Source organism: Streptosporangium sp. 'caverna' (assembly GCF_003203775.1).
Classification (GTDB): domain Bacteria; phylum Actinomycetota; class Actinomycetes; order Streptosporangiales; family Streptosporangiaceae; genus Streptosporangium; species Streptosporangium subroseum.
Window position 1 is genome coordinate 2079931 of the sequence record NZ_CP029711.1, and the last position, 18572, is coordinate 2098502.

General features: G+C 69.2%; 18 protein-coding genes. 11 read left to right on the forward strand and 7 right to left on the reverse strand.

Annotated features, from left to right (window positions below):
* Window positions 1–67: 67 nt before the first annotated feature.
* The 6 genes from DKM19_RS09270 to DKM19_RS09295 form a co-directional block, all read right to left on the reverse strand.
* Window positions 68–1147: an urease accessory protein UreD gene (locus tag DKM19_RS09270; protein WP_239514166.1), complete on the reverse strand. Its 1080-nt coding sequence runs from the start codon at window positions 1145–1147 to the stop codon at window positions 68–70.
* Window positions 1134–1838 (reverse strand): urease accessory protein UreG, encoded by a 705-nt coding sequence (gene ureG / locus DKM19_RS09275; protein ID WP_110695342.1) that lies wholly within the window; start codon window positions 1836–1838, stop codon window positions 1134–1136. The genes DKM19_RS09270 and ureG overlap by 14 nt, the downstream gene beginning before the upstream one ends.
* A gap of 21 nt (window positions 1839–1859) precedes the next feature.
* Window positions 1860–2525 (reverse strand): urease accessory protein UreF, encoded by a 666-nt coding sequence (locus DKM19_RS09280; RefSeq protein ID WP_110695343.1) that lies wholly within the window; start codon window positions 2523–2525, stop codon window positions 1860–1862.
* Between the two features lie 150 nt (window positions 2526–2675).
* Window positions 2676–4391 carry an urease subunit alpha gene (locus tag DKM19_RS09285; RefSeq protein ID WP_110695344.1) on the reverse strand — a complete coding sequence of 572 codons (1716 nt, stop codon included), beginning with the start codon at window positions 4389–4391 and terminating at the stop codon, window positions 2676–2678.
* On the reverse strand, window positions 4381–4707 hold the full coding sequence (locus tag DKM19_RS09290) for an urease subunit beta (protein WP_089209436.1): 327 nt from the start codon (window positions 4705–4707) through the stop codon (window positions 4381–4383). Before DKM19_RS09290 ends, DKM19_RS09285 begins: the two co-directional genes overlap by 11 nt.
* A 48-nt stretch (window positions 4708–4755) precedes the next feature.
* Window positions 4756–5058, reverse strand: coding sequence for an urease subunit gamma (locus DKM19_RS09295; RefSeq protein WP_089209435.1), 303 nt, complete (start codon window positions 5056–5058; stop codon window positions 4756–4758).
* 477 nt (window positions 5059–5535) lie between these two features.
* Here DKM19_RS09295 and urtA point away from each other — a divergent pair, with 477 nt between their 5' ends.
* The 7 genes from urtA to DKM19_RS09330 all read left to right on the forward strand — a co-directional run bounded on the left by urtA (window position 5536) and on the right by DKM19_RS09330 (window position 12876).
* The gene (gene urtA, locus DKM19_RS09300) at window positions 5536–6771 is read left to right on the forward strand and encodes an urea ABC transporter substrate-binding protein (RefSeq protein WP_239514167.1); all 1236 of its coding nucleotides are present in this window, start codon (window positions 5536–5538) and stop codon (window positions 6769–6771) included.
* A 121-nt stretch (window positions 6772–6892) separates the two neighbouring features.
* Window positions 6893–7759, forward strand: a complete 867-nt coding sequence (urtB, locus tag DKM19_RS09305) for an urea ABC transporter permease subunit UrtB (protein WP_110695345.1) — start codon at window positions 6893–6895, stop codon at window positions 7757–7759.
* Complete coding sequence (urtC, locus tag DKM19_RS09310; protein ID WP_110695346.1) at window positions 7756–8865, forward strand: urea ABC transporter permease subunit UrtC; 1110 nt, start codon at window positions 7756–7758, stop codon at window positions 8863–8865. Before urtB ends, urtC begins: the two co-directional genes overlap by 4 nt.
* A gap of 5 nt (window positions 8866–8870) precedes the next feature.
* Complete coding sequence (gene urtD / locus DKM19_RS09315; RefSeq protein ID WP_110705589.1) at window positions 8871–9614, forward strand: urea ABC transporter ATP-binding protein UrtD; 744 nt, start codon at window positions 8871–8873, stop codon at window positions 9612–9614.
* Entirely contained in the window at window positions 9598–10287 is a 690-nt protein-coding gene (gene urtE / locus DKM19_RS09320) for an urea ABC transporter ATP-binding subunit UrtE (RefSeq protein WP_110705588.1), read from the forward strand. The genes urtD and urtE overlap by 17 nt, the downstream gene beginning before the upstream one ends.
* A 130-nt stretch (window positions 10288–10417) precedes the next feature.
* Window positions 10418–11827: a transporter substrate-binding domain-containing protein gene (locus DKM19_RS09325; RefSeq protein WP_162641382.1), complete on the forward strand. Its 1410-nt coding sequence runs from the start codon at window positions 10418–10420 to the stop codon at window positions 11825–11827.
* A gap of 5 nt (window positions 11828–11832) precedes the next feature.
* The gene (locus DKM19_RS09330; RefSeq protein WP_110695348.1) at window positions 11833–12876 is read left to right on the forward strand and encodes a hypothetical protein; all 1044 of its coding nucleotides are present in this window, start codon (window positions 11833–11835) and stop codon (window positions 12874–12876) included.
* A 98-nt stretch (window positions 12877–12974) separates the two neighbouring features.
* Here the strand turns inward: DKM19_RS09330 and DKM19_RS09335 are convergent, their stop codons facing one another.
* The gene (locus DKM19_RS09335) at window positions 12975–13220 is read right to left on the reverse strand and encodes a DUF2630 family protein (RefSeq protein ID WP_110695349.1); all 246 of its coding nucleotides are present in this window, start codon (window positions 13218–13220) and stop codon (window positions 12975–12977) included.
* Window positions 13221–13596: 376 nt separating this feature from the next.
* On the opposite strand from DKM19_RS09335, the gene leuA reads away from it, so the two are divergent.
* From leuA to DKM19_RS49350, 4 genes are all read left to right on the forward strand, one after another.
* On the forward strand, window positions 13597–15309 hold the full coding sequence (gene leuA, locus DKM19_RS09340) for a 2-isopropylmalate synthase (protein ID WP_110695350.1): 1713 nt from the start codon (window positions 13597–13599) through the stop codon (window positions 15307–15309).
* A gap of 450 nt (window positions 15310–15759) precedes the next feature.
* Window positions 15760–16146 (forward strand): TraR/DksA C4-type zinc finger protein, encoded by a 387-nt coding sequence (locus tag DKM19_RS09345; RefSeq protein ID WP_239514168.1) that lies wholly within the window; start codon window positions 15760–15762, stop codon window positions 16144–16146.
* Window positions 16147–16572: 426 nt separating this feature from the next.
* Entirely contained in the window at window positions 16573–17847 is a 1275-nt protein-coding gene (locus DKM19_RS09350) for an FAD-binding protein (protein ID WP_110695351.1), read from the forward strand.
* A 466-nt stretch (window positions 17848–18313) separates the two neighbouring features.
* A complete protein-coding gene (locus DKM19_RS49350) occupies window positions 18314–18520 on the forward strand; it encodes a hypothetical protein (RefSeq protein ID WP_162641383.1) in 207 nt (68 codons plus the stop codon).
* Window positions 18521–18572: the final 52 nt, after the last annotated feature.

Sequence of the window (18572 nt, forward strand, 5' to 3'; positions counted from 1 at the left end):
TGACGCTTGGCGATCGATGCCGAGGCCTCACGCCTCGATCGACGGCTGACGCTTCACGATCGACGTCCTACGGCTGACGCTTCACGGCCGCCGCCTCGCCCCGCAGCAGGCGCTGCCGCAGCTCCACGGCGTCCCGGCCGAGGGCGGAGACCAGGGTGCCCGGTCCGGCCAGGGGAAGAACCGCCCAGCCGTCGCCGATGACCGGCTCGGGCGCCCGTCCGGTCATCAGGGTGCTGCCGACGCAGCGGGCGTCGCCGTAGACGGCCGGGCTGCCGTCGATCGCCGGTTCGCCCACCACGAACTCCTGCCGGAGCAGCGGGCCGCCCGCGAACGTGGCGTCGAAGCGGGAGTGGCAGCTGCCGGGCTGCTCGCCGTACCTGCCGAAGACGATCTCCTCGCGCCAGAACACCCGCGTGTCCTCGGCGAGTTCCAGCCGTACGACCATGCGGTGCAGGCAGCCCACGGCCAGCACCGTCGGCTCGGGCGTGAAACGCAGCGACGCCCCCGCCCCGACCCGGGCGGTGACCGTCATCAGTGACTCGCCCCCGGCGGTGCCGGGCAGCACCAGCGTGCTCGCGACCGACCGTACGTCCAGCGTGGTGCCCGGTGCCACCTCGATGTCGAGCGCGAGGTCGTCACCGCCGAGCGGTCCCGCCGCGGTGGACACCAGGTGCACCTGACCCGGCCCGGTCCTGCGCAACGTGATCGGCGGATCGGACCGCATCGTGGCGAGAAGGGTCCGGCCGTCCGCGTCGCGTTCGGTGACGATCGCCGCCCGAGCCCTCATCGAGCGCCGGGGGGCCGATCCCTGCCCTGATCGCCGAGGCGGGGTCGCGGTGATGCCGCCGAGGGCGGGCGGGACCGTGTCGCCAGGATCGGGAGAGACCGTGGCGGCGCCGTTGTGGCCGGGCGGGATCACGGTGGCGTTGTCGGGGCCGGGGGAGATCAGGACGGTGCCGTCGGGGCCGCATGAGACCCCGATGACGTTGTCGAGGCCGGGCGGGGTCGGGGCGGCGCCGGGGGCGGGATGGTTTTTGGTTATTTCGATGAGAGTGGTGGTTTCTGGTCTGGCGTTGCCGGAATCGGGTGGGGTCGCGGTGACGCCGTGAGCGGGTGAGGTCATGGCGAGCCGGTCAGGCGGGGACATGGTCGGGCTCGTGGCCGTGGTCAGGCTCGTGGCCGTGGTCGCCGGCCCAGGACTCGACGATGCCGCTGACCCACGTCGCGACCGCGTGCGCGCTCGGCTCCTCCCTGACCGAGGTGAACAGCACGGGCTTGCCGTCCCGTACGGCCGCCGCGTCGCGGGACATGACCGTGAGGTCCGCGCCGACCATCGGGGCGAGGTCGATCTTGTTGATCACGAGCAGGTCTGCCGCCGTCACGCCGGGACCACCCTTGCGGGGGACCTTGTCGCCGCCCGACACGTCCAGCACGAAGATCTGCCTGTCGGCCAGGCCTCTGCTGAAGGTGGCGGTGAGGTTGTCGCCGCCGCTCTCCACGATCACCAGGTCGAGCGGGCCGAACCGCTCCTCCAGGGTCTCCACCGCGTCGAGGTTGGCCGCGATGTCGTCGCGGATGGCGGTGTGCGGGCAGCACCCGGTCTGCACCGCGGCGATCCGCTCCGGATCGAGCACGCCCGCCTTCCTCAGGAAGTCGGCGTCCTCGGTGGTGTAGATGTCATTGGTCACCACGCCCAGGCGCAGGCTCTGGCCGAGGGTCCGGCACAGCGCCGCGGTCAGCGCGGTCTTGCCGCTGCCGACGGGGCCTCCGATGCCCAGGCGCAGCGCCCGGCCGTGCGGGTCGGCCGCGTGATGGTGGTCGTCGTGGTTGGCGCCCATGGGGTCACCGTCCTTAACTGGTCAGGAGACGAAAAGCCTCAACTCGGCGCGGATATGATGTTCGGCGAGCAGGTCGAGCGCGGGGGCGGCGTGCGCGGGCAGCGCCTCCCAGTCGGTGGGGGTGGTGGCCGCGACCCGTTCCAGGTCCGGAGCGAGGCCGGCGAGGAGGCCGTGGACCGCGACCGGGTCGAGGCCGAGCAGCCGTACCGCCGCGGTGGCCGGGCCGGTGACGGCGGTGTAGGCGGCTGCCAGAGCGGCCTCTCCGGGGACGCATCCCGCCGCGGCCGCCACCGCGCCGAGTGCCACCGGATGATGGGCGCCCTGCGGCAGGCTCTCCGCCAGGACGTCGAGCACCGGTGACGGCCAGATCCGCCGAGCGGTCCGCAGCAGCAGCCTGCCCTGCGTACGGCTGGCGTCCCGCTGGGCGGGGGAGGAGGTCCTGGCGTCGGCCTCCGCGTTCAGCCGGATCCATCCCGTACGGCTCGCGGACGATCCGTACTCGCAGGCCGCCGCCGCGAGAGCGGCCGTCACCAGGCCGGTGGTGGCCAGGCGCCCTCGCAGGAACGCGGCGAGGCTGGGCAGGTCGTGGATCGCGCCGATCCTGACCGCCTCCTCGACGCCTCCCGAGTGCCCGTGACCCCCGGCGGGGAGCCGGGAGTCGGCCAGCAGCAACAGCGCGGCGTGCATCAGAGGACGCCCCCCGAGTGTTCCTGACCCCCGGCGGGGAGCCGGGAGTCGGCCGGCGGCAGCGGCGCGGCGTGCATCAGAGGACGCCTCCCGAGTGTTCCTGACCCCCGGCGGGGAGCCGGGGGCCGTCCGGCAGCGGCGCGGCGTGCATCAGAACAGGAAGTAACGCTGGGTCATGGGCAGGGACTCGACCGGGGCGGGTTCGATCAGGTCGCCGTCCACGCGGACGGCGAAGGTGTCGGGATCCACGTCGATCCTGGGCATGGCGTCGTTGAGCGGCATGCTCTCCTTGCCCCGGCGGCGGACGTCGGCCACCGGAAGCAGGCGCCGCCGTACGGCCAGCCGGTCGGCCAGGCCGTCCTCGATCGCCAGTGGGGCGACGAAGTGGACCGAGGTGGCGGCGGCGGTGACGGGGGAGGCGCCGAACATCGGGCGGGGCATGACCGGCTGGGGGGTCGGGATGGAGGCGTTGGCGTCGCCCATCTGGGCGTAGGAGATCACGCCGCCCTTGACCACCAGGTCCGGTTTGATCCCGAAGAAGGCGGGGTCCCACAGGACCAGGTCGGCCAGCTTGCCGACCTCGACCGAGCCGACCTCGCCGTCCAGGCCGTGCGCCACCGCCGGGCAGATCGTGTATTTGGCGACGTAGCGCCGGGCACGGAGGTTGTCCGCGCCGCCGTCGCCCGACAGCGCGCCCCGGCGGCGCTTCATCACGTGCGCGGTCTGCCAGGTCCGGATGATCGTCTCACCCACCCGGCCCATCGCCTGGGAGTCCGAGCCGATCATCGAGATCGCGCCCAGGTCGTGCAGCACGTCCTCGGCCGCCATCGTGGACGGCCGGATCCGGGACTCGGCGAAGGCCAGATCCTCGGGGATGGAGGGGTTGAGATGGTGGCAGACCATCAGCATGTCGAGGTGTTCATCCAGCGTGTTGATGGTGTGCGGGCGGGTCGGGTTGGTCGAGGAGGGCAGGATGTTGCGGTAGGAGGCGACCTGGATGATGTCCGGCGCGTGACCGCCTCCCGCCCCCTCCGTGTGGTAGGCGTGGATCATCCGGTCGCCGATCGCCGCCAGCGTCGACTCCACGAACCCGGCCTCGTTCAGGGTGTCGGTGTGGATCGTCACCTGGGTGCCGGTGGCGTCGGCGACCGACAGGCAGGCGTCGATGGCGGCCGGGGTGGTGCCCCAGTCCTCGTGCAGCTTGAAGCCGGAGGCCCCGGCGCGCAGCTGCTCGTACAGGCCCTCGCTGCTGACCGTGTTGCCCTTGCCGAGCAGTGCGACGTTGATCGGGTAGGAGTCGAGGGACTCCAGCATCCGGGCGAGATACCAGGTGCCGGTCACCGTGGTGGCCTTGGTGCCCTCGGCGGGTCCCGTGCCGCCGCCGACGATGGTCGTCACCCCCGCGGCGAGGGCCTCGTCCAGGATCTGCGGGCAGATGAGGTGGACGTGGGAGTCGATCGCCCCGGCGGTCAGGATCTTCCCGTTGCCCGAGAGGATCTCGGTCGAGGGGCCGATGACCAGATCGGGGTGGATGCCGTCCATGGTGTCGGGGTTGCCGGCCTTGCCGATCGCGACGATCCGGCCGCTCCTGATCCCGATGTCGGCCTTGACCACGCCCCAGTGGTCGAGGACCACCGCACCGGTGATCACCAGGTCGGGCGAGCCTTCGGCCCTGGTGGTCCTGGCCTGGCCCATCGACTCCCTGATGACCTTGCCGCCGCCGAACACGGCCTCGTCGCCCGCCCCCGAGGGACCCATCGACAGGTCCTCGGTGACCTCGATGAGCAGGTCGGTGTCGGCCAGCCTGATCCGGTCGCCGACGGTGGGGCCGTAGAGCGCGGCGTAGCGTGATCGTTCAATGAACATGGGGGCTCCCGTCGAGAGGTCCGGCCCACTCGGAGCGGAGCCCGGGGACGATCCGGTTCCCGGCGATCGGCACGAGGGTCACGTCGCGCTCGACGCCCGGCTCGAACCGCGCCGCCGTGCCGGCGGGAATGTCGAGGCGGGTGCCCCAGGCCGCCTGGCGGTCGAACGCCAGACCGGGGTTGCACGCGGCGAAGTGGTAGTGCGACCCGACCTGGATCGGCCGGTCGGCGGTGTTGACGACGCGGACGGTGACGCGCTCGCGGCCCGGGTTGAGCGGGATGGGCGCCTCGCCGTACTGGATCTCACCGGGGGTCATCGGCGCTCACCGCTCCTTGGGAACTCGCCGGGTGCCGATCTTTGAGGATCATGGGATCGGCTGGTGGACGGTGACGAGCTTGGTGCCGTCGGGGAAGGTGGCCTCGATCTGCACCGAGGCCAGCATCTCGGGCACGCCGTCCATGACGTCCTGCCGGGACAGGACCTTGCGGCCCGCCTCCATCAGGTAGGCGACGGTCTGCCCGTCTCTGGCCCCCTCCATGAGGAAGGAGGCGATGATCGCGGTGGCCTCGGGATGGTTGAGCCGGAGGCCCCGGGACCTGCGGTCACGGGCGACACCGGCGGCGACGTGGATGAGCAGGCGTTCCTGCTCGTGTGGTGTGAGCCGCATTCCCGGACCATAAGAACCGACGGTTTCCACAATGTTGCACGGCGATGTCGAATCGGTTTCCACGTGCCGCATGTCCAAAATATGGAAAAGGGAGGGGGTGAAGCCGCCCTATGCCCGCCAGGCCGAGCCGGTACGGCCGCCGCCACCATGACTAATTAGCATATTTAAGCTCTTTGCCCGTTTTGGTGATGAAACTGGCATGAAGCGCCCTGGCGAAGAGCTGGCGGATGGAGCTCGTCGTCTGGCCTGCGTGCATCAGAGGTCCGTTTCTACTGCTCGCTGTCATCTGAGCTGGCGATTTGTCCGTACAGGTTTGTGCCTATTCCTCGCGATGCACTTGTACTGCCGCTTTCTGTCACCGCGGTGATATTCCGGTAAGCCGCAATTAACAAATGCGATCTCAACGGGAAACCTCACTCAGTCACCTTGGCGGCAGATAGATCGGTGCGGGGGCCGTACCGGCAAGGAGGAAAGTCATTGAGGAATTCAGTCTGGCGCTCCGGTGTCGCCATCGCGGCGCTGGCCACCGCCCTCACCGCGTGTGGCGGCGAATCCCCGGCGAGCGAGAGCGCCTCGGTCGCCGGTGGCGCCGGCGACACCATCAAGGTCGGCATCCTGCATTCCCTGAGTGGCACCATGGCCATCAGTGAGGTGACCGTCAGAGACGCCGAGCTGCTCGCCATCGAGGAGATCAACGCGTCCGGCGGCGTGCTCGGCAAGAAGCTCACCCCCGTCGTGGAGGACGGAGCCTCCGACTGGCCGACCTTCGCGGAGAAGGCCACCAAGCTGATTCGCCAGGACAAGGTCGCCACCACCTTCGGCGGCTGGACCTCAGCCAGCCGCAAGGCGATGCTGCCGGTCTTCGAGCGGAGCAAGGCCCTGCTCTGGTATCCGGTGCAGTACGAGGGACTGGAGAGCTCGCCGTACATCTTCTACACCGGCGCCACCACCAACCAGCAGATCATCCCCGGCCTGGACTACCTCAAGGAGCAGGGCAAGAAGAAGATCTTCCTGGTCGGCAGCGACTACGTCTTCCCGCGCACCGCCAACAAGATCATCAAGGCGTACGCGGCGGCGAACGGGATGGAGATCCTCGGCGAGGAGTACACCCCGCTCGGCCACACCGAGTACAGCACGCTGACCAACAAGGTCGTCCAGGCCAAGCCGGACGCGGTCTTCAACACGCTCAACGGCGACAGCAACGTCGCGTTCTTCAAGCAGCTCAACAGCGCCGGGATCACCGCGCAGGAGATGCCCGTGCTGTCGGTGAGCGTCGCCGAGGAAGAGGTCAAGGGCATCGGCGTGGACAACATCGCCGGCCACCCGGTCGCCTGGAACTACTACCAGACCACCGAGACCCCGGCCAACGAGAAGTTCGTCGCCGCGTTCAAGGCCAAGTACGGCGCCGACAAGGTGACCTCCGACCCGATGGAGGCCGGATACAACGCGGTCTACCTCTGGGCGGCGGCGGCCAAGAAGGCCGGGACCGTGGAGGTCGAGGCCGTCAGGAAGGCCGCCGGGGGAATCGCCATCGAGCGCCCCGAGGGCCTGGTCACCATCGACGGCGAGAACCAGCACATGTACAAGACGGCCCGCATCGGGGTCATCCAGCCCGACGGCCTCATCAAGGAGGTCTGGAACTCCGGCGAGCCGATCAAGCCCGACCCCTACCTGAAGGGCTACCCCTGGGCGAGCGGTCTGGCCAACGGCTGACGCCTCCCCGCAGACCGGCTTCGGATCCGGGTCGTACCTGATCACGGGCAGCACCGTGACGCGCCCACAACGCGGCACGGCCCGGTTCCGGAGCCACACACTCGTAGGAAAGGGGACACCGGTGGAGGCATTTCTCAACCAGCTCCCGATCGGCCTGTCCATCGGCGCCGTGCTGCTCCTCATCGCGCTCGGACTGACGTTCACGTTCGGCCAGATGGGCGTGATCAACATGGCCCACGGCGAGTTCATCATGGCCGGGGCGTACACCGCCTACCTGCTGCAGGACCTCACCGGCCGGATGGCCGTGATCGTGGCCCTGCCGGTGGCGTTCCTGGTCGCGGGACTGATGGGACTGATCCTGGAGCGGACCGCGATCAGGCACTTCTACGGACGCCCGCTCGACACCCTGCTTCTCACCTGGGGCGTCAGCCTCGTGCTCCAGCAGCTCGCCCGCGACCTGTTCGGGGCGCCCAACGTCCAGGTCCAGGCGCCGACCTGGCTGCAGGGCGGGATCGGGCCCCTGCCGTACAACCGGCTGTTCATCTTCGCCCTCGCGCTCGCCACCGTCGTCGGCATCTGGGCCTACATGAACCGCACCGGCCAGGGCCGCCGGATGCAGGCCGTGATGCAGAACCGGCAGCTCGCCGCGGTCAGCGGCATCAACACCGGCCGGGTGGACCAGCGCACCTTCTTCATCGGCTCGGGTCTCGCCGGAGTGGCCGGGGTGGCGCTCACCCTGATCGGCCCGGTCGGACCGGCGCTGGGCACCTACTACATCGTCGACGCCTTCCTCGTGGTCGTCGCCGGAGGGCTCGGTCAGCTGCGCGGAGCGGTCATCGCCGCCGCGGGGCTCGGCCTGCTCAACTCCTACGCCGAGTTCTGGAGCGACGCCAGCCTGGCGAAGGTCATCGTGTTCGCCGCGATCGTCGCCTTCCTCCAGTTCCGGCCGCAGGGACTGTTCGTACTCCGATCGAGGGCGCTGACATGAACCTCGCACGCCTCAAGGGACCGGGTGTCTTCGCGGCGGTGGCCGTGCTGGCCCTGGTCGTGGCCCCGCTCCTGCTGGAGCCCTTCCGTCTCGGCCTGCTGGCCAAATATCTCTGCTTCGCGATCGTCGCCCTGGGCATCGGCCTGGCCTGGGGACAGGGCGGCATGCTGGCGCTCGGCCAGGGGGTGTTCTTCGGGCTCGGCGGCTACGCGATGGCCATGCACCTGAAGCTGGTGGACGCCCAGGGAGACCTGCCCGACTTCATGGTCTGGAGCGGGGTCGAGCAGCTGCCCGCGCTCTGGAAACCGTTCGCCAATCCGGTGTTCGCGCTGGCCATGGTCGTCCTCGGGCCGATGCTGATCGCGACGGTGCTGGGCCTGCTGGTGTTCAGGCAGCGGGTGCGCGGCGCGTACTTCGCGATCCTCACCCAGGCGCTCGCCGCCGCGTTCGTCATCCTGCTCGTCGGCCAGCAGGGCCTGACCGGCGGCACCAACGGCCTGACCAACTTCTTCGACCTGTTCGGCCAGGACCTGGCGGCCGACTCCACCCAGCGGGGACTGTACTTCGCGGTCGCGATCACAACCGGGCTGCTCTATCTCGGTGCGCGGCAGCTGGTGAACAGCCGCTTCGGGCGGTTGCTCGTCGCGGTCAGGGACGGCGAGGACCGCGTCAGGTTCCTCGGCTACGACCCGGCCAGGGTCAAGACCGTCACCTTCGCCATTTCGGCGGGTATGGCCGGGCTCGCGGGCGCGCTGTTCGTGCCCGTCGTCGGGATCATCTCGCCGGCGCTGCTGGGGGTGGTCCCCTCCCTCGAACTCGTCGTCGCGGTCGCGGTGGGCGGCAGGTTCGCCCTGGCCGGGGCCATCCTCGGCGCGGTTGTCATGGGATACGCCAAGACATCCTTCAGCGAGCAGTTCGCCGACGGCTGGCTGTACCTGCAGGGCGCGCTGTTCATCCTCGTCATGACCCTGGCCCCCAAGGGGATCCTCGGCCTGGCGGCGTCGGCCCGCGAAGCCCTGGCGCGGCGGCGGACGGCCCGGAGCGGCGATCCCGAACCCCCACCCGCGGACGCCCCCGGCAGAAGAGTCATGGAGGAGGTCGCGTGAGCGCGATGATCGAGGTGCGCGGGCTGTCGGTGGTCTTCGACGGCTTCCGGGCCATCGACGGCATCGACCTGACCGTCGAACAGGGTGAGCTGCGGTTCCTGATCGGGCCCAACGGCGCGGGCAAGACCACGCTCATCGACGTCATCACCGGTCTCACCCGCCCGACCACCGGCGAGGTCGTCTTCGACGGGCGCAGCCTGGTCGGCCTGCGCGAGCACCAGATCGTACGGCTCGGCGTCGGGCGGACCTTCCAGACCTCGGTGGTCTTCGAGGAGCTCACCGTCCTGGAGAACCTCGATCTGGCCGCGTCGTTCCGGCAGCCGCTCTGGTCGCTGGCGCGGCGGAGACGAGGCGTTTCCGACGCCGTCGCCGAGGCGCTGGAGATCACCGAGCTCGGACCGCTGGCGGACCGTCCCGCCGGGGTGCTCTCCCACGGGCAGCGGCAGTGGCTGGAGATCGGCATGCTGCTCACCCAGGGGCCCAAGCTGCTCCTGCTGGACGAGCCGGTGGCCGGAATGTCGAAGGACGAGCGGGAGCGCACCGGCGAGCTGATGACGTCGGTGGCGCGCGACCACACGGTGATCGTGATCGAACACGACATGGAGTTCCTGCGCAGGTATGCCTCGCAGGTCACGGTCCTGCACGAGGGCAGGGTGCTCATCGAGGGATCGGTCGATCAGATCCGCGACGACCCGCGCGTGCAGGAGGTCTATCTCGGAAGGAAGCCAAGCGATGCTGTCGGTAAGTAATCTCGACGCCGGATACGGCAGGGCCAGGGTTCTGTTCGGGGTCTCCCTGGAGGTGGAGCCCGCGCAACTGGTCTGCGTGATGGGCCGCAACGGGGTGGGCAAGACCACGCTGCTCAACACCGTGATGGGCGTGCTGCCCGCCACCGCCGGATCGGTCACCTTCGAGGGCCGCGACGTGACGCGCCTGCCGCCCCACGAGCGGGTACGGCTCGGCATGGCGTACGTCCCCCAGGGGCACGAGAGCTTCCCCCAGCTCAGCGTGCTCGGCAACCTCCAGGTCACCCTGGAGGCCTCCGGCGGGCCGCAGGAGGCGCTGGAAGAGGCACTGGAGACCTTCCCCCGCCTGAAACCGCTGCTCAAACGGCGCGCCGGATTCCTGTCCGGCGGGCAGCAACAGCAGCTCGCCATCGCCCGCGCCCTGGTCACCCGTCCCAAGCTGCTCATTCTGGACGAGCCCACCGAGGGCATCCAGCCGTCGATCATCATCGAGATCGAGGAGGCGATCGAGCGGCTGCACGCCTCGGGCCTGTCGCTCCTGCTGGTCGAGCAGTACCTGGATCTGGCCCTGCGCCTGGCCGACCGCTTCCTCATCCTCGATGCCGGGCACGTCGTCCACTCGGGGGCGGCCGAGGAGCTGCGTGGAGAGGAGATTCACCGCCTCCTCGCCGTCTGAACGGGGTTTCCCACATCCGGAAAGCCGTATTCGACGTCCCGAAAGCGGCATTCGATCTCTTCTTGGTGAAGATGCTCCTGTGGCGGATGAGGGCGGCATACTCTGTCAAAAAACGGAGTCCGGGGGCGTTGTGGCGGATAAACCTACGGACGGGGGAACGCGTCCGGAGGAGTCTTCGGCTCCTTCCGAGCGGCATGCCCAAGAGCGCCACGGGTCGGCTGGTGACGCGCACGATCCGCCGCCCGTCGAGGATGACGACCAGGAAGCTCGGTGGGTCGGCGACGAGCATGATCCGCCGCTGGTCGCCGACGACGATCGGCAGGTCCGGTGGGCCGGCGACGAGCACGACCCGCCGTCCGGGGAGGGCGCTGACCAGCAGGTTCCGCAGCCCGGTGACGAGCGTGATCGATGGTCCGGGGAGCAGCGGGCCGAGGGCTCGGAGAACGCCGAGGTCGCCTGGCCGGGACCGTCGCTGAAGCCCCGCCTGCGCAGGTTCCGGCGATTCCGGCTGTCCGCGTGGATCGCGCTGGTCCTCGCCGCGGCAGTGGTCGGGGTGTCCGTCCTGTGGGGGAGCGGGCCGCCCACCGAGGCCGAGCTGTGGGAGCAGGCGGGACTGTCCAACAACAGGACCAAGAACACCAACGGGACCAACAACAAGATCCGAATCGGCGTGAAGGGCGATACCCCGTACATCGCCGAGCGCAAGCGGGGCGGCGGGTTCGAGGGCTTCGACATCGAGATCGCGCGCATGATCGCCGCGGACCTGGGTTACCTGCCGAAAGAGATCGAGTTCCTGTCCATCGAGACCGAGGACAGGGCGCGCATGCAGGGGCGGAACGACGACCTCATGCAGGGGAAGAACGCCGAGGGCAAGTCCGTCAGGGCGGACCTCGTGGTCGCGAGCTTCAGCGTGACGCCCGACCGACAGGCGAACCCCGCCGTCGGCTTCTCCAAGCCCTATTTTTTCACCGAGCAGTCCGTGGTGACGATGGAGGCGGGGACCAAGCTCCCCAAGAAGATCACCGATTTGAAGCAGCTGAGGGACAGCAGGGTGTGCACGCTCGGCACCTCGACCTCCGAGAGCGCGCTGTTCAACGCGACGGGGGGCCGGGAGTCGGGGACCGACATCACCGGCATGAACTCGCTCAAGGACTGTGTGGAGGGGCTGAAGAAAGGGGACTTCGACGCGGTGACCACGGATGCGGCCCTCCTGGCGGGATTCGTCAAGGACTCCGCGAAAAAGGGGCCCGCGGAAAGGCTGATCCACCACGATCTCGGGTTGGAGAAGACGGAGATGTGGGCGGTCAACGCGGGCAGCAACGCCGCACTGCGCACCCTGGTCGACCTCTCCCTTTACCGTTCCTACGCCGACCCCCGGGACCGGAGGTGGGAGGAGGCCTACGACAAATACATCCTTCCGCTGGACGACGGCTCCGGCGGCTACCAGGGGAGCGTGGCCCGGGCGGAGCAGCCCTGCATGCTTCCTCCCCCGGTACGCAGGTGGCCATGGGAGCGAACCCTCTCCGTTCTGGGGTGTTAGCCCGGATGAAGCCCAACACCCGGATCAAGAACGCGCCGAGGAACCAGGAATGGTTCCTCGCGCTGCTGCCGGTGTTCCCGCTCGTCCTGCTGGTGTTGCGGCTGTGGTACGCCAGCAAGCAGGACACCCAGACGCTGCTCCTGCTCGTGCAGACCGTCAGCCCGCTGGGCATGTTGAGCGCGGTCCTGCTGGCGATGCTGTGGGTGCTGCCCGTCGTCGTCCTCGGCGGACGGCTCCTCGGCACCCTCTACCGGATCAGTACGGGCCACTCGTCGTGGCTGGTGCGCGTCGCCGAGCGGTTGCCCGACTGGGTCGTGGTCCTGACCGTCGTGGTGGGCGCGTTCACCTGGCAGCTGCGATTCCTGCCGACACTGGCGATGCTCGCGCTGGCCGTGACGGGCCTGACGGTGCGCGATCGGTTCCCGGGCCACGCGGAACTGCGGACCACGTTCTGTTACGCGCTGCCGCTGATGGCGGCGGTGCTCTCCTACGTGCTGTTGTGGCCGGCCATCCTCATCGCGTTCGCCGAGGGGGATGTGGCGACCGTGCTCCTCCTCGTGCTTCCGCCGGGGTTCACGGCGCTGCTGACCGGCCCGGTGCCCGTGGCACCCGCCAAGGTGCTGACCCACGGCATCGCGATCGCGATAGCGACGCTCACGCCGTTCCTGGTCGGCGTGGTCGTGATAAAGGCGCCGATCCTGCCGCTGATCGCCATGACGATCACCGATGACGAGAAGGAGAAGGACTCGAGCAGCGTGATCGTGGGCTACCTGGTCGGCAGCGATGACCAGATGTCCACCGTCCTGGACCGCGAGGGCCGCGTCAGCTTCGTCCCGAACGACCGGCTCCGGTCGAGGGTTCTCTGCCCCGATCCCGGAGAGGTGCCCAGGACGTCCGTGAACCTGCACGGTTGGTACGTCGAGCAGAGCATGATCTCCTGGCTCGCCCCGGCCCTGCCGGTCACGCCCCCCGACTCACCTGACCTGGCCTGCCAAGGTCGCTTCACGGAGTCGGCCCCCGTTCCCGGCCCCACCCCGGACCCCGGCTGACCGCGGCCGTCCGCCGCCGGTCCCTCATCGATCACGCCCGCTTGGCCGCCCGCCGCGACCTGCCGGGCGTGTCCGCAGGGGTTTCCCGGAGCGGGCGACTACTGACGGTAGCCCTCGACCTCGTCGATCGGGCGCGGTGCCGCAGAGTCGGGGTCCTCCCCGAACTCCCGGCGTGCCCGGCGCTGCCTGAGCAGGTCCCAGGCCTGGTCGAGCGCCTCTTCCAACTGCTTGATCCGGTTGTTCTCCTCGTTCGAGGAGATCGCGTGGGTCCCCAGCCGGTCGCGGAGCTCGCGCTCCTCGGCGATGAGTTTGTTGATGTGGGCGAGAATATCGACGTCGTTCATACCGTTTCCCCTGTCAGAGTTTCCCTGGGACTTTATCCGATCAGCACGTGACCGTTCCGTCGGAGACGGGCCGGCGGCGGTGGCGCGCTCGACCGGGATCAAGCGGTCGGTGACCCCGGCCGCCGTCACCGGATCGGCGCCCCGACGATCCGGCGAATCGTCGGGGAGAAGCCCTCCGGAACGGCTCGCGGAGGCCGGAGATCTCATCATGTGGGCTTCGGTCTCAGGAATTCAAGGCCGTCTGCTAGCCTGCTAGTCATGCTGCGCGGCCTGCTTCTTAGCTGCCGCGACGAGGGCCTGTAGAGGTCGGCTCCCTCGTCGCGGAGAGAGCCATGCGCGTCGGCCGCGATTGTTTCACCAGTCGAGGAGCCATTGCATGTACCCGCAGCAGCAGCCCAGTCCCATGCCGTTCAAGCGTTATCAGCCCTTTGTCCCGGTCCGGCTCGATGACCGCACCTGGCCCGGCGAGGTCATCGACAAGGCCCCCCGTTGGTGTGCCGTTGACCTGCGTGACGGCAATCAGGCGCTGATCGACCCGATGGACTCCCACCGCAAGCTCAAGATGTTCGAGCTGCTGGTGAAGATGGGCTACAAGGAGATCGAGGTGGGCTTTCCGGCCGCCTCGCAGACCGACTTCGACTTCGTACGGCAGATCATCGAAGAGGGCCGGGTCCCCGACGACGTGGTCATCCAGGTTCTGACCCAGGCCAGGCCCGAGCTGATCGAGCGGACCTACGAGTCGGTGCGCGGCGCCAAGCAGGCCATCATCCACCTGTACAACTCCACCTCGACCCTCCAGCGCCGGGTCGTCTTCGGCCAGGACAGGGAGGGCATCACCGCCATCGCGGTCGAGGGCGCCAAGCTGTGCAAGAAGCTGGCCGCCGAGATGGACGACACGGAGATCTACTTTCAGTACTCCCCGGAGTCCTTCACCGGCACCGAGCTGGAGTACGCCGTGGAGGTCTGCGACGCCGTCAACGACGTCTGGCAGCCCACTCCCGACCGCAAGGTCATCATCAACCTGCCCGCCACCGTCGAGATGGCCACGCCCAACATCTATGCCGACCAGATCGAGTGGATGCACCGCAATCTGGCCTACCGCGACTCGATCGTGCTGTCCCTGCACCCGCACAACGACCGGGGCACCGCCGTGGCCGCCGCCGAGCTGGGCTACATGGCCGGGGCCGACCGGATCGAGGGCTGCCTGTTCGGCAACGGCGAGCGCACCGGCAACGTCTGCCTGGTCACGCTGGGCATGAACCTGTTCTCCCAGGGCGTCGACCCGGAGATCGACCTCTCCGACATCGACGAGGTCCGCCGGGTCACCGAATACTGCAACCAGCTGCCGGTCCACCCGCGTCACCCCTGGGGCGGCGAGCTCGTCTACACCGCCTTCTCCGGCTCCCACCAGGACGCCATCAAGAAGGGTCTCGAGCACCTGGAGCGCGACGCGGCCACCGCGGGCGTCCCGGTGGACGAGTTCACCTGGGCGGTGCCGTACCTGCCGATCGACCCCAAGGACATCGGCCGCACCTACGAGGCGGTCATCCGGGTCAACAGCCAGTCCGGCAAGGGCGGGGTCGCCTACATCATGAAGGCCGACCACCACCTGGACCTGCCGCGCCGCCTGCAGATCGAGTTCTCCCGCGCCGTACAGGCCCGTACCGACGCCCTCGGCGGCGAGGTGAGCCCGGCCCAGATGTGGGAGGCGTTCGCCGACGAATACCTGCCGAACGCGGCCAGCCCGTGGGGCCGCCTGGGCCTTCTGGCCCACCGTCACGTCTCCGGGGCCGACGAGAAGGACGCCATCAGCGTCGACCTGCGTGTCGGCGGTGAGATCCGCGAGGTCGAGGGGGTCGGCAACGGTCCCATCTCCGCCTTCTGCGACGCCCTGGCCGGAGTCGGGGTAGAGGTCCGCGTCCTGGACTACGCCGAGCACGCGCTGAGCTCCGGCGCCGAGGCCAAGGCCGCCTCCTACATCGAGTGCGAGATCGCCGGTCAGACGCTGTGGGGCGTCGGCATCGACGCCAACACCACCACCGCCGCCCTCAAGGCCGTCGTCTCCGCCGTCAACCGGACCGGACGCTGATCATCCGCGCCTTCCGCTGACGTACGGCCCGCGCCGCCCGGCACGACCTGCCGGGCCGCCGACACCCGCTGCCCGGTACGACCTGCCGATCAGTGCCGCCCGACAACCGCCCACAAGGCATCAACGTCGCTCACCCGACCGCGCCCACCGCGAAACCCGCACGGGCGCGGTCGAGTCACGTCCAGCCCAGCGCCGCCGGATCCCACGTGAAGCAGTGGCCACATGGTCTTCTTCGGCGTTGAACCGCATCGTTTCCCGATGGCCGGCACCATCCGCCTGCCGCGGGCTCGGAGGGGACAGCTGTGACCGAGATCGGCTCTCATGGCGACGGTTTTGGTGAGTTGGGAGCCGTAAAATGGGGAGAATCCCCAGATCAGCGCGTTTGTGCGGAGCGTCGGTATCGCCTCCGGCAGGGAACGCGGACCCGGTGTAGAACGGGGTGAATCGCCGATGGGCAAGCGGCTTTCCGGAGCTGCCCTCTCCCTCTCGGAGCGGGCGGCCATGCAGGATCTCCTGACCGCGGATCGTGAGAGCACGATGGTTCAGATCGCGGCGCTGCGGCGTGACTGGGACGACATCGTCGAATCGTCGACACTGGTGGCGAATGACGACGAGCATGATCCGGAGGGAGCGACGCTCGCCTTCGAGCGAGCCCATCTCGAAGCCCTGCTCGACAGGGCCCGCAGCCGCCTCGAGGACCTGGATCAGATGACCGAACGGCTCCGCGAGGGCACCTACGGCGTGTGCGAGGGCTGCGGACAGCCCATCGCCTTCGAGCGCCTGCAGGCGCGCCCGGTCGCGCGGACCTGCATCGGCTGCGCGGCCCACAGGCGGTGACAGCCCGGGGACGGTAATGGCCCGCGAGCGCGGTGACGGCTCGCGGGCAGTGCCGGCCTGCGGACGGTGACGGCTCGTGGGCAGTGCCGGCGTGCGGATGGTGACGGCTCGTGGGCAGTGCCGGCGTGCGGATGGTGACGGCTCGTGGGCAGTGCCGGCGTGCGGATGGTGACGGCTCGTGGGCAGTGCCGGCGTGCGGATGGTGACGGCTCGTGGGCAGTGCCGGCGTGCGGATGGTGACGGCTCGTGGGCAGTGGCGGTCCGTGGACGGTGACGGTCCGCAGGTGGTGTCACCCGCGGATGGGCGGGACAAAACCCTTGAACTACGCTTGGTGCGTCAGTGCCGCTGTCGTGCCCCTGTACGACCCGGCGTGAGGCGTGCATTGATCGCGCGCGGCCTGGCGTAAGGCGTAGAGAGGGCATACCTTGACCGGACGGCTGACGAACTGGGCCGGCAACATCACCTACGGTGCCGCGCGGATCCATCGCCCCGGCAGCGTCGAGCAGCTCCAGAAGCTGGTCGCGAAGAGCGACGCTGTGGGGGCGCTCGGCACCCGCCACTCCTTCAACGAGATCGCCGACAGGCCCGGTGGGGATCTCGTCTCGCTGGAGGACCTCCCGGGCCAGGCGGAGCTGGATTCAGCGCGCCGTACGGTCACGGTCGGTGCCGGGGTCCGGTACGGCGAGCTGAGCCGGTGGCTGCACGGGGAGGGCTACGCGCTGCACAACCTCGGCTCGCTGCCGCACATCTCGGTCGCCGGCGCCTGCGCCACGGCCACGCACGGCTCGGGTACGGCCAACGGCAACCTGGCGACCGCGGTGTCCGGCCTCGAACTGGTCACCGCCGACGGTGAGATCGTCGTCCTCAGCCGGGAGAAGGACGGTGACCGCTTCGCCGGTGCGGTGGTCGGGCTCGGCGCGCTGGGTATCGTCACCCGGGTCACCCTGGACGTCGTCCCGACCTTCGACGTGCGGCAGTACGTCTACGAGAACCTGCCGTGGGCCCGGTTGGAGGAGCACTTCGAGGAGATCATGTCCGCCGCGTACAGCGTGAGCCTGTTCACCGGCTGGAGTGGCCCTCGAATCGACCAGGTGTGGGTGAAGCAGCGCGTCGACGAGCCGGGTCCGTGGGAGGCGGCGCCGCGCTGGCTGGACGCCACCGCGGCGCCGGCCGACCGGCATCCCCTGCCGGGGCTGTCCGCCGTCAACTGCACCGCGCAGATGGGCGTGCCCGGGCCCTGGTACGACCGGCTGCCGCATTTCCGCCTGGACTTCACCCCCAGCAGCGGAGAGGAGCTCCAGTCGGAGTATCTGCTGCCGCGCCGCCACGCGATCTCCGCGCTCCGCGCGCTGGACCAGGTCAGAGACACGGTGGCCCCCGTCCTGCAGGTGTCGGAGATCCGCGCCGTCGCGGCGGACGACCTGTGGATGAGCACCTCCTACGGGGAGGACGTCATCGCCTTCCACTTCACCTGGAAGAAAGACTGGCCGGCCGTGCGCCGGGTGCTCGCGGTGGTGGAGGAGGCGCTGGAACCCTTCGAGGCGCGGCCGCACTGGGGCAAGCTCTTTGTCATGAGTCCCCAGCGGGTGCGATCCCTGTACGGGCGGCTCCCCGACTTCCAGCGGCTGCTCACCGACTACGATCCCACCGGCAAGTTCCGCAACGCGTTCGTCGACGGCCATCTCTTCGGCGAGGCCTGAGCGGAGTCCCGCCGCGTCCGGCCTCGTCGCGGATCCGCCTCGTAGCGGAGGGGACGACGCCTCTCTCCTCCTGGATCGGGTTTCCGCCGTCGACCATGACCTGGCCGTGAGGTAGCTCTCCTCCGGCGACGCGAGACAGGCGACCAGACTCGGGGTCGCAACGAGCGACCGGTCATTTTTGCAGCTAGTGGGAATGCCGGGAGTACCGCTGGCACGGGCTCGAAATGGGGGTTACCCGCGAAGACGGCGAGTTCCGGGAGCAGGATCATTGACGCTAGCCCCGTCTTCTCGCGTGTCTGGCGACATCCGATTTCCGCTGGCTGCCAGGGCGGATGGACGGTGGTCGGCGGCGTATAGAGCGCCCCGCGAATCAGCCCCTATTCCCGCCTGGAATCACATTCAGACTCCGCTCTCTGTTTCTCAAGGAGGACGATCAATGCAAATTCCAAGGCGCCTTGCACTGAGCGTGTCCGGCTTGGTTATCGCGGCAGGAAGCATCTTCGGGGTGGGTGCGGCCACACCGGCCAGCGCGGCGACCACGACCGTGGCGACCACGACCGCCGCACCTCAGACCGCGGTGCTCAGCGGTTACCACCGTTTCCACCGGCGCCATCACTATCGCTTCTACGGGGGCCACCGCTTCCACCGCTTCCACTGGCGGGGCTACTACTGAGGCGACGGCCCACGGACCATCCGGCCGGATGAGAGTCCGTGGAGCCCGGCAT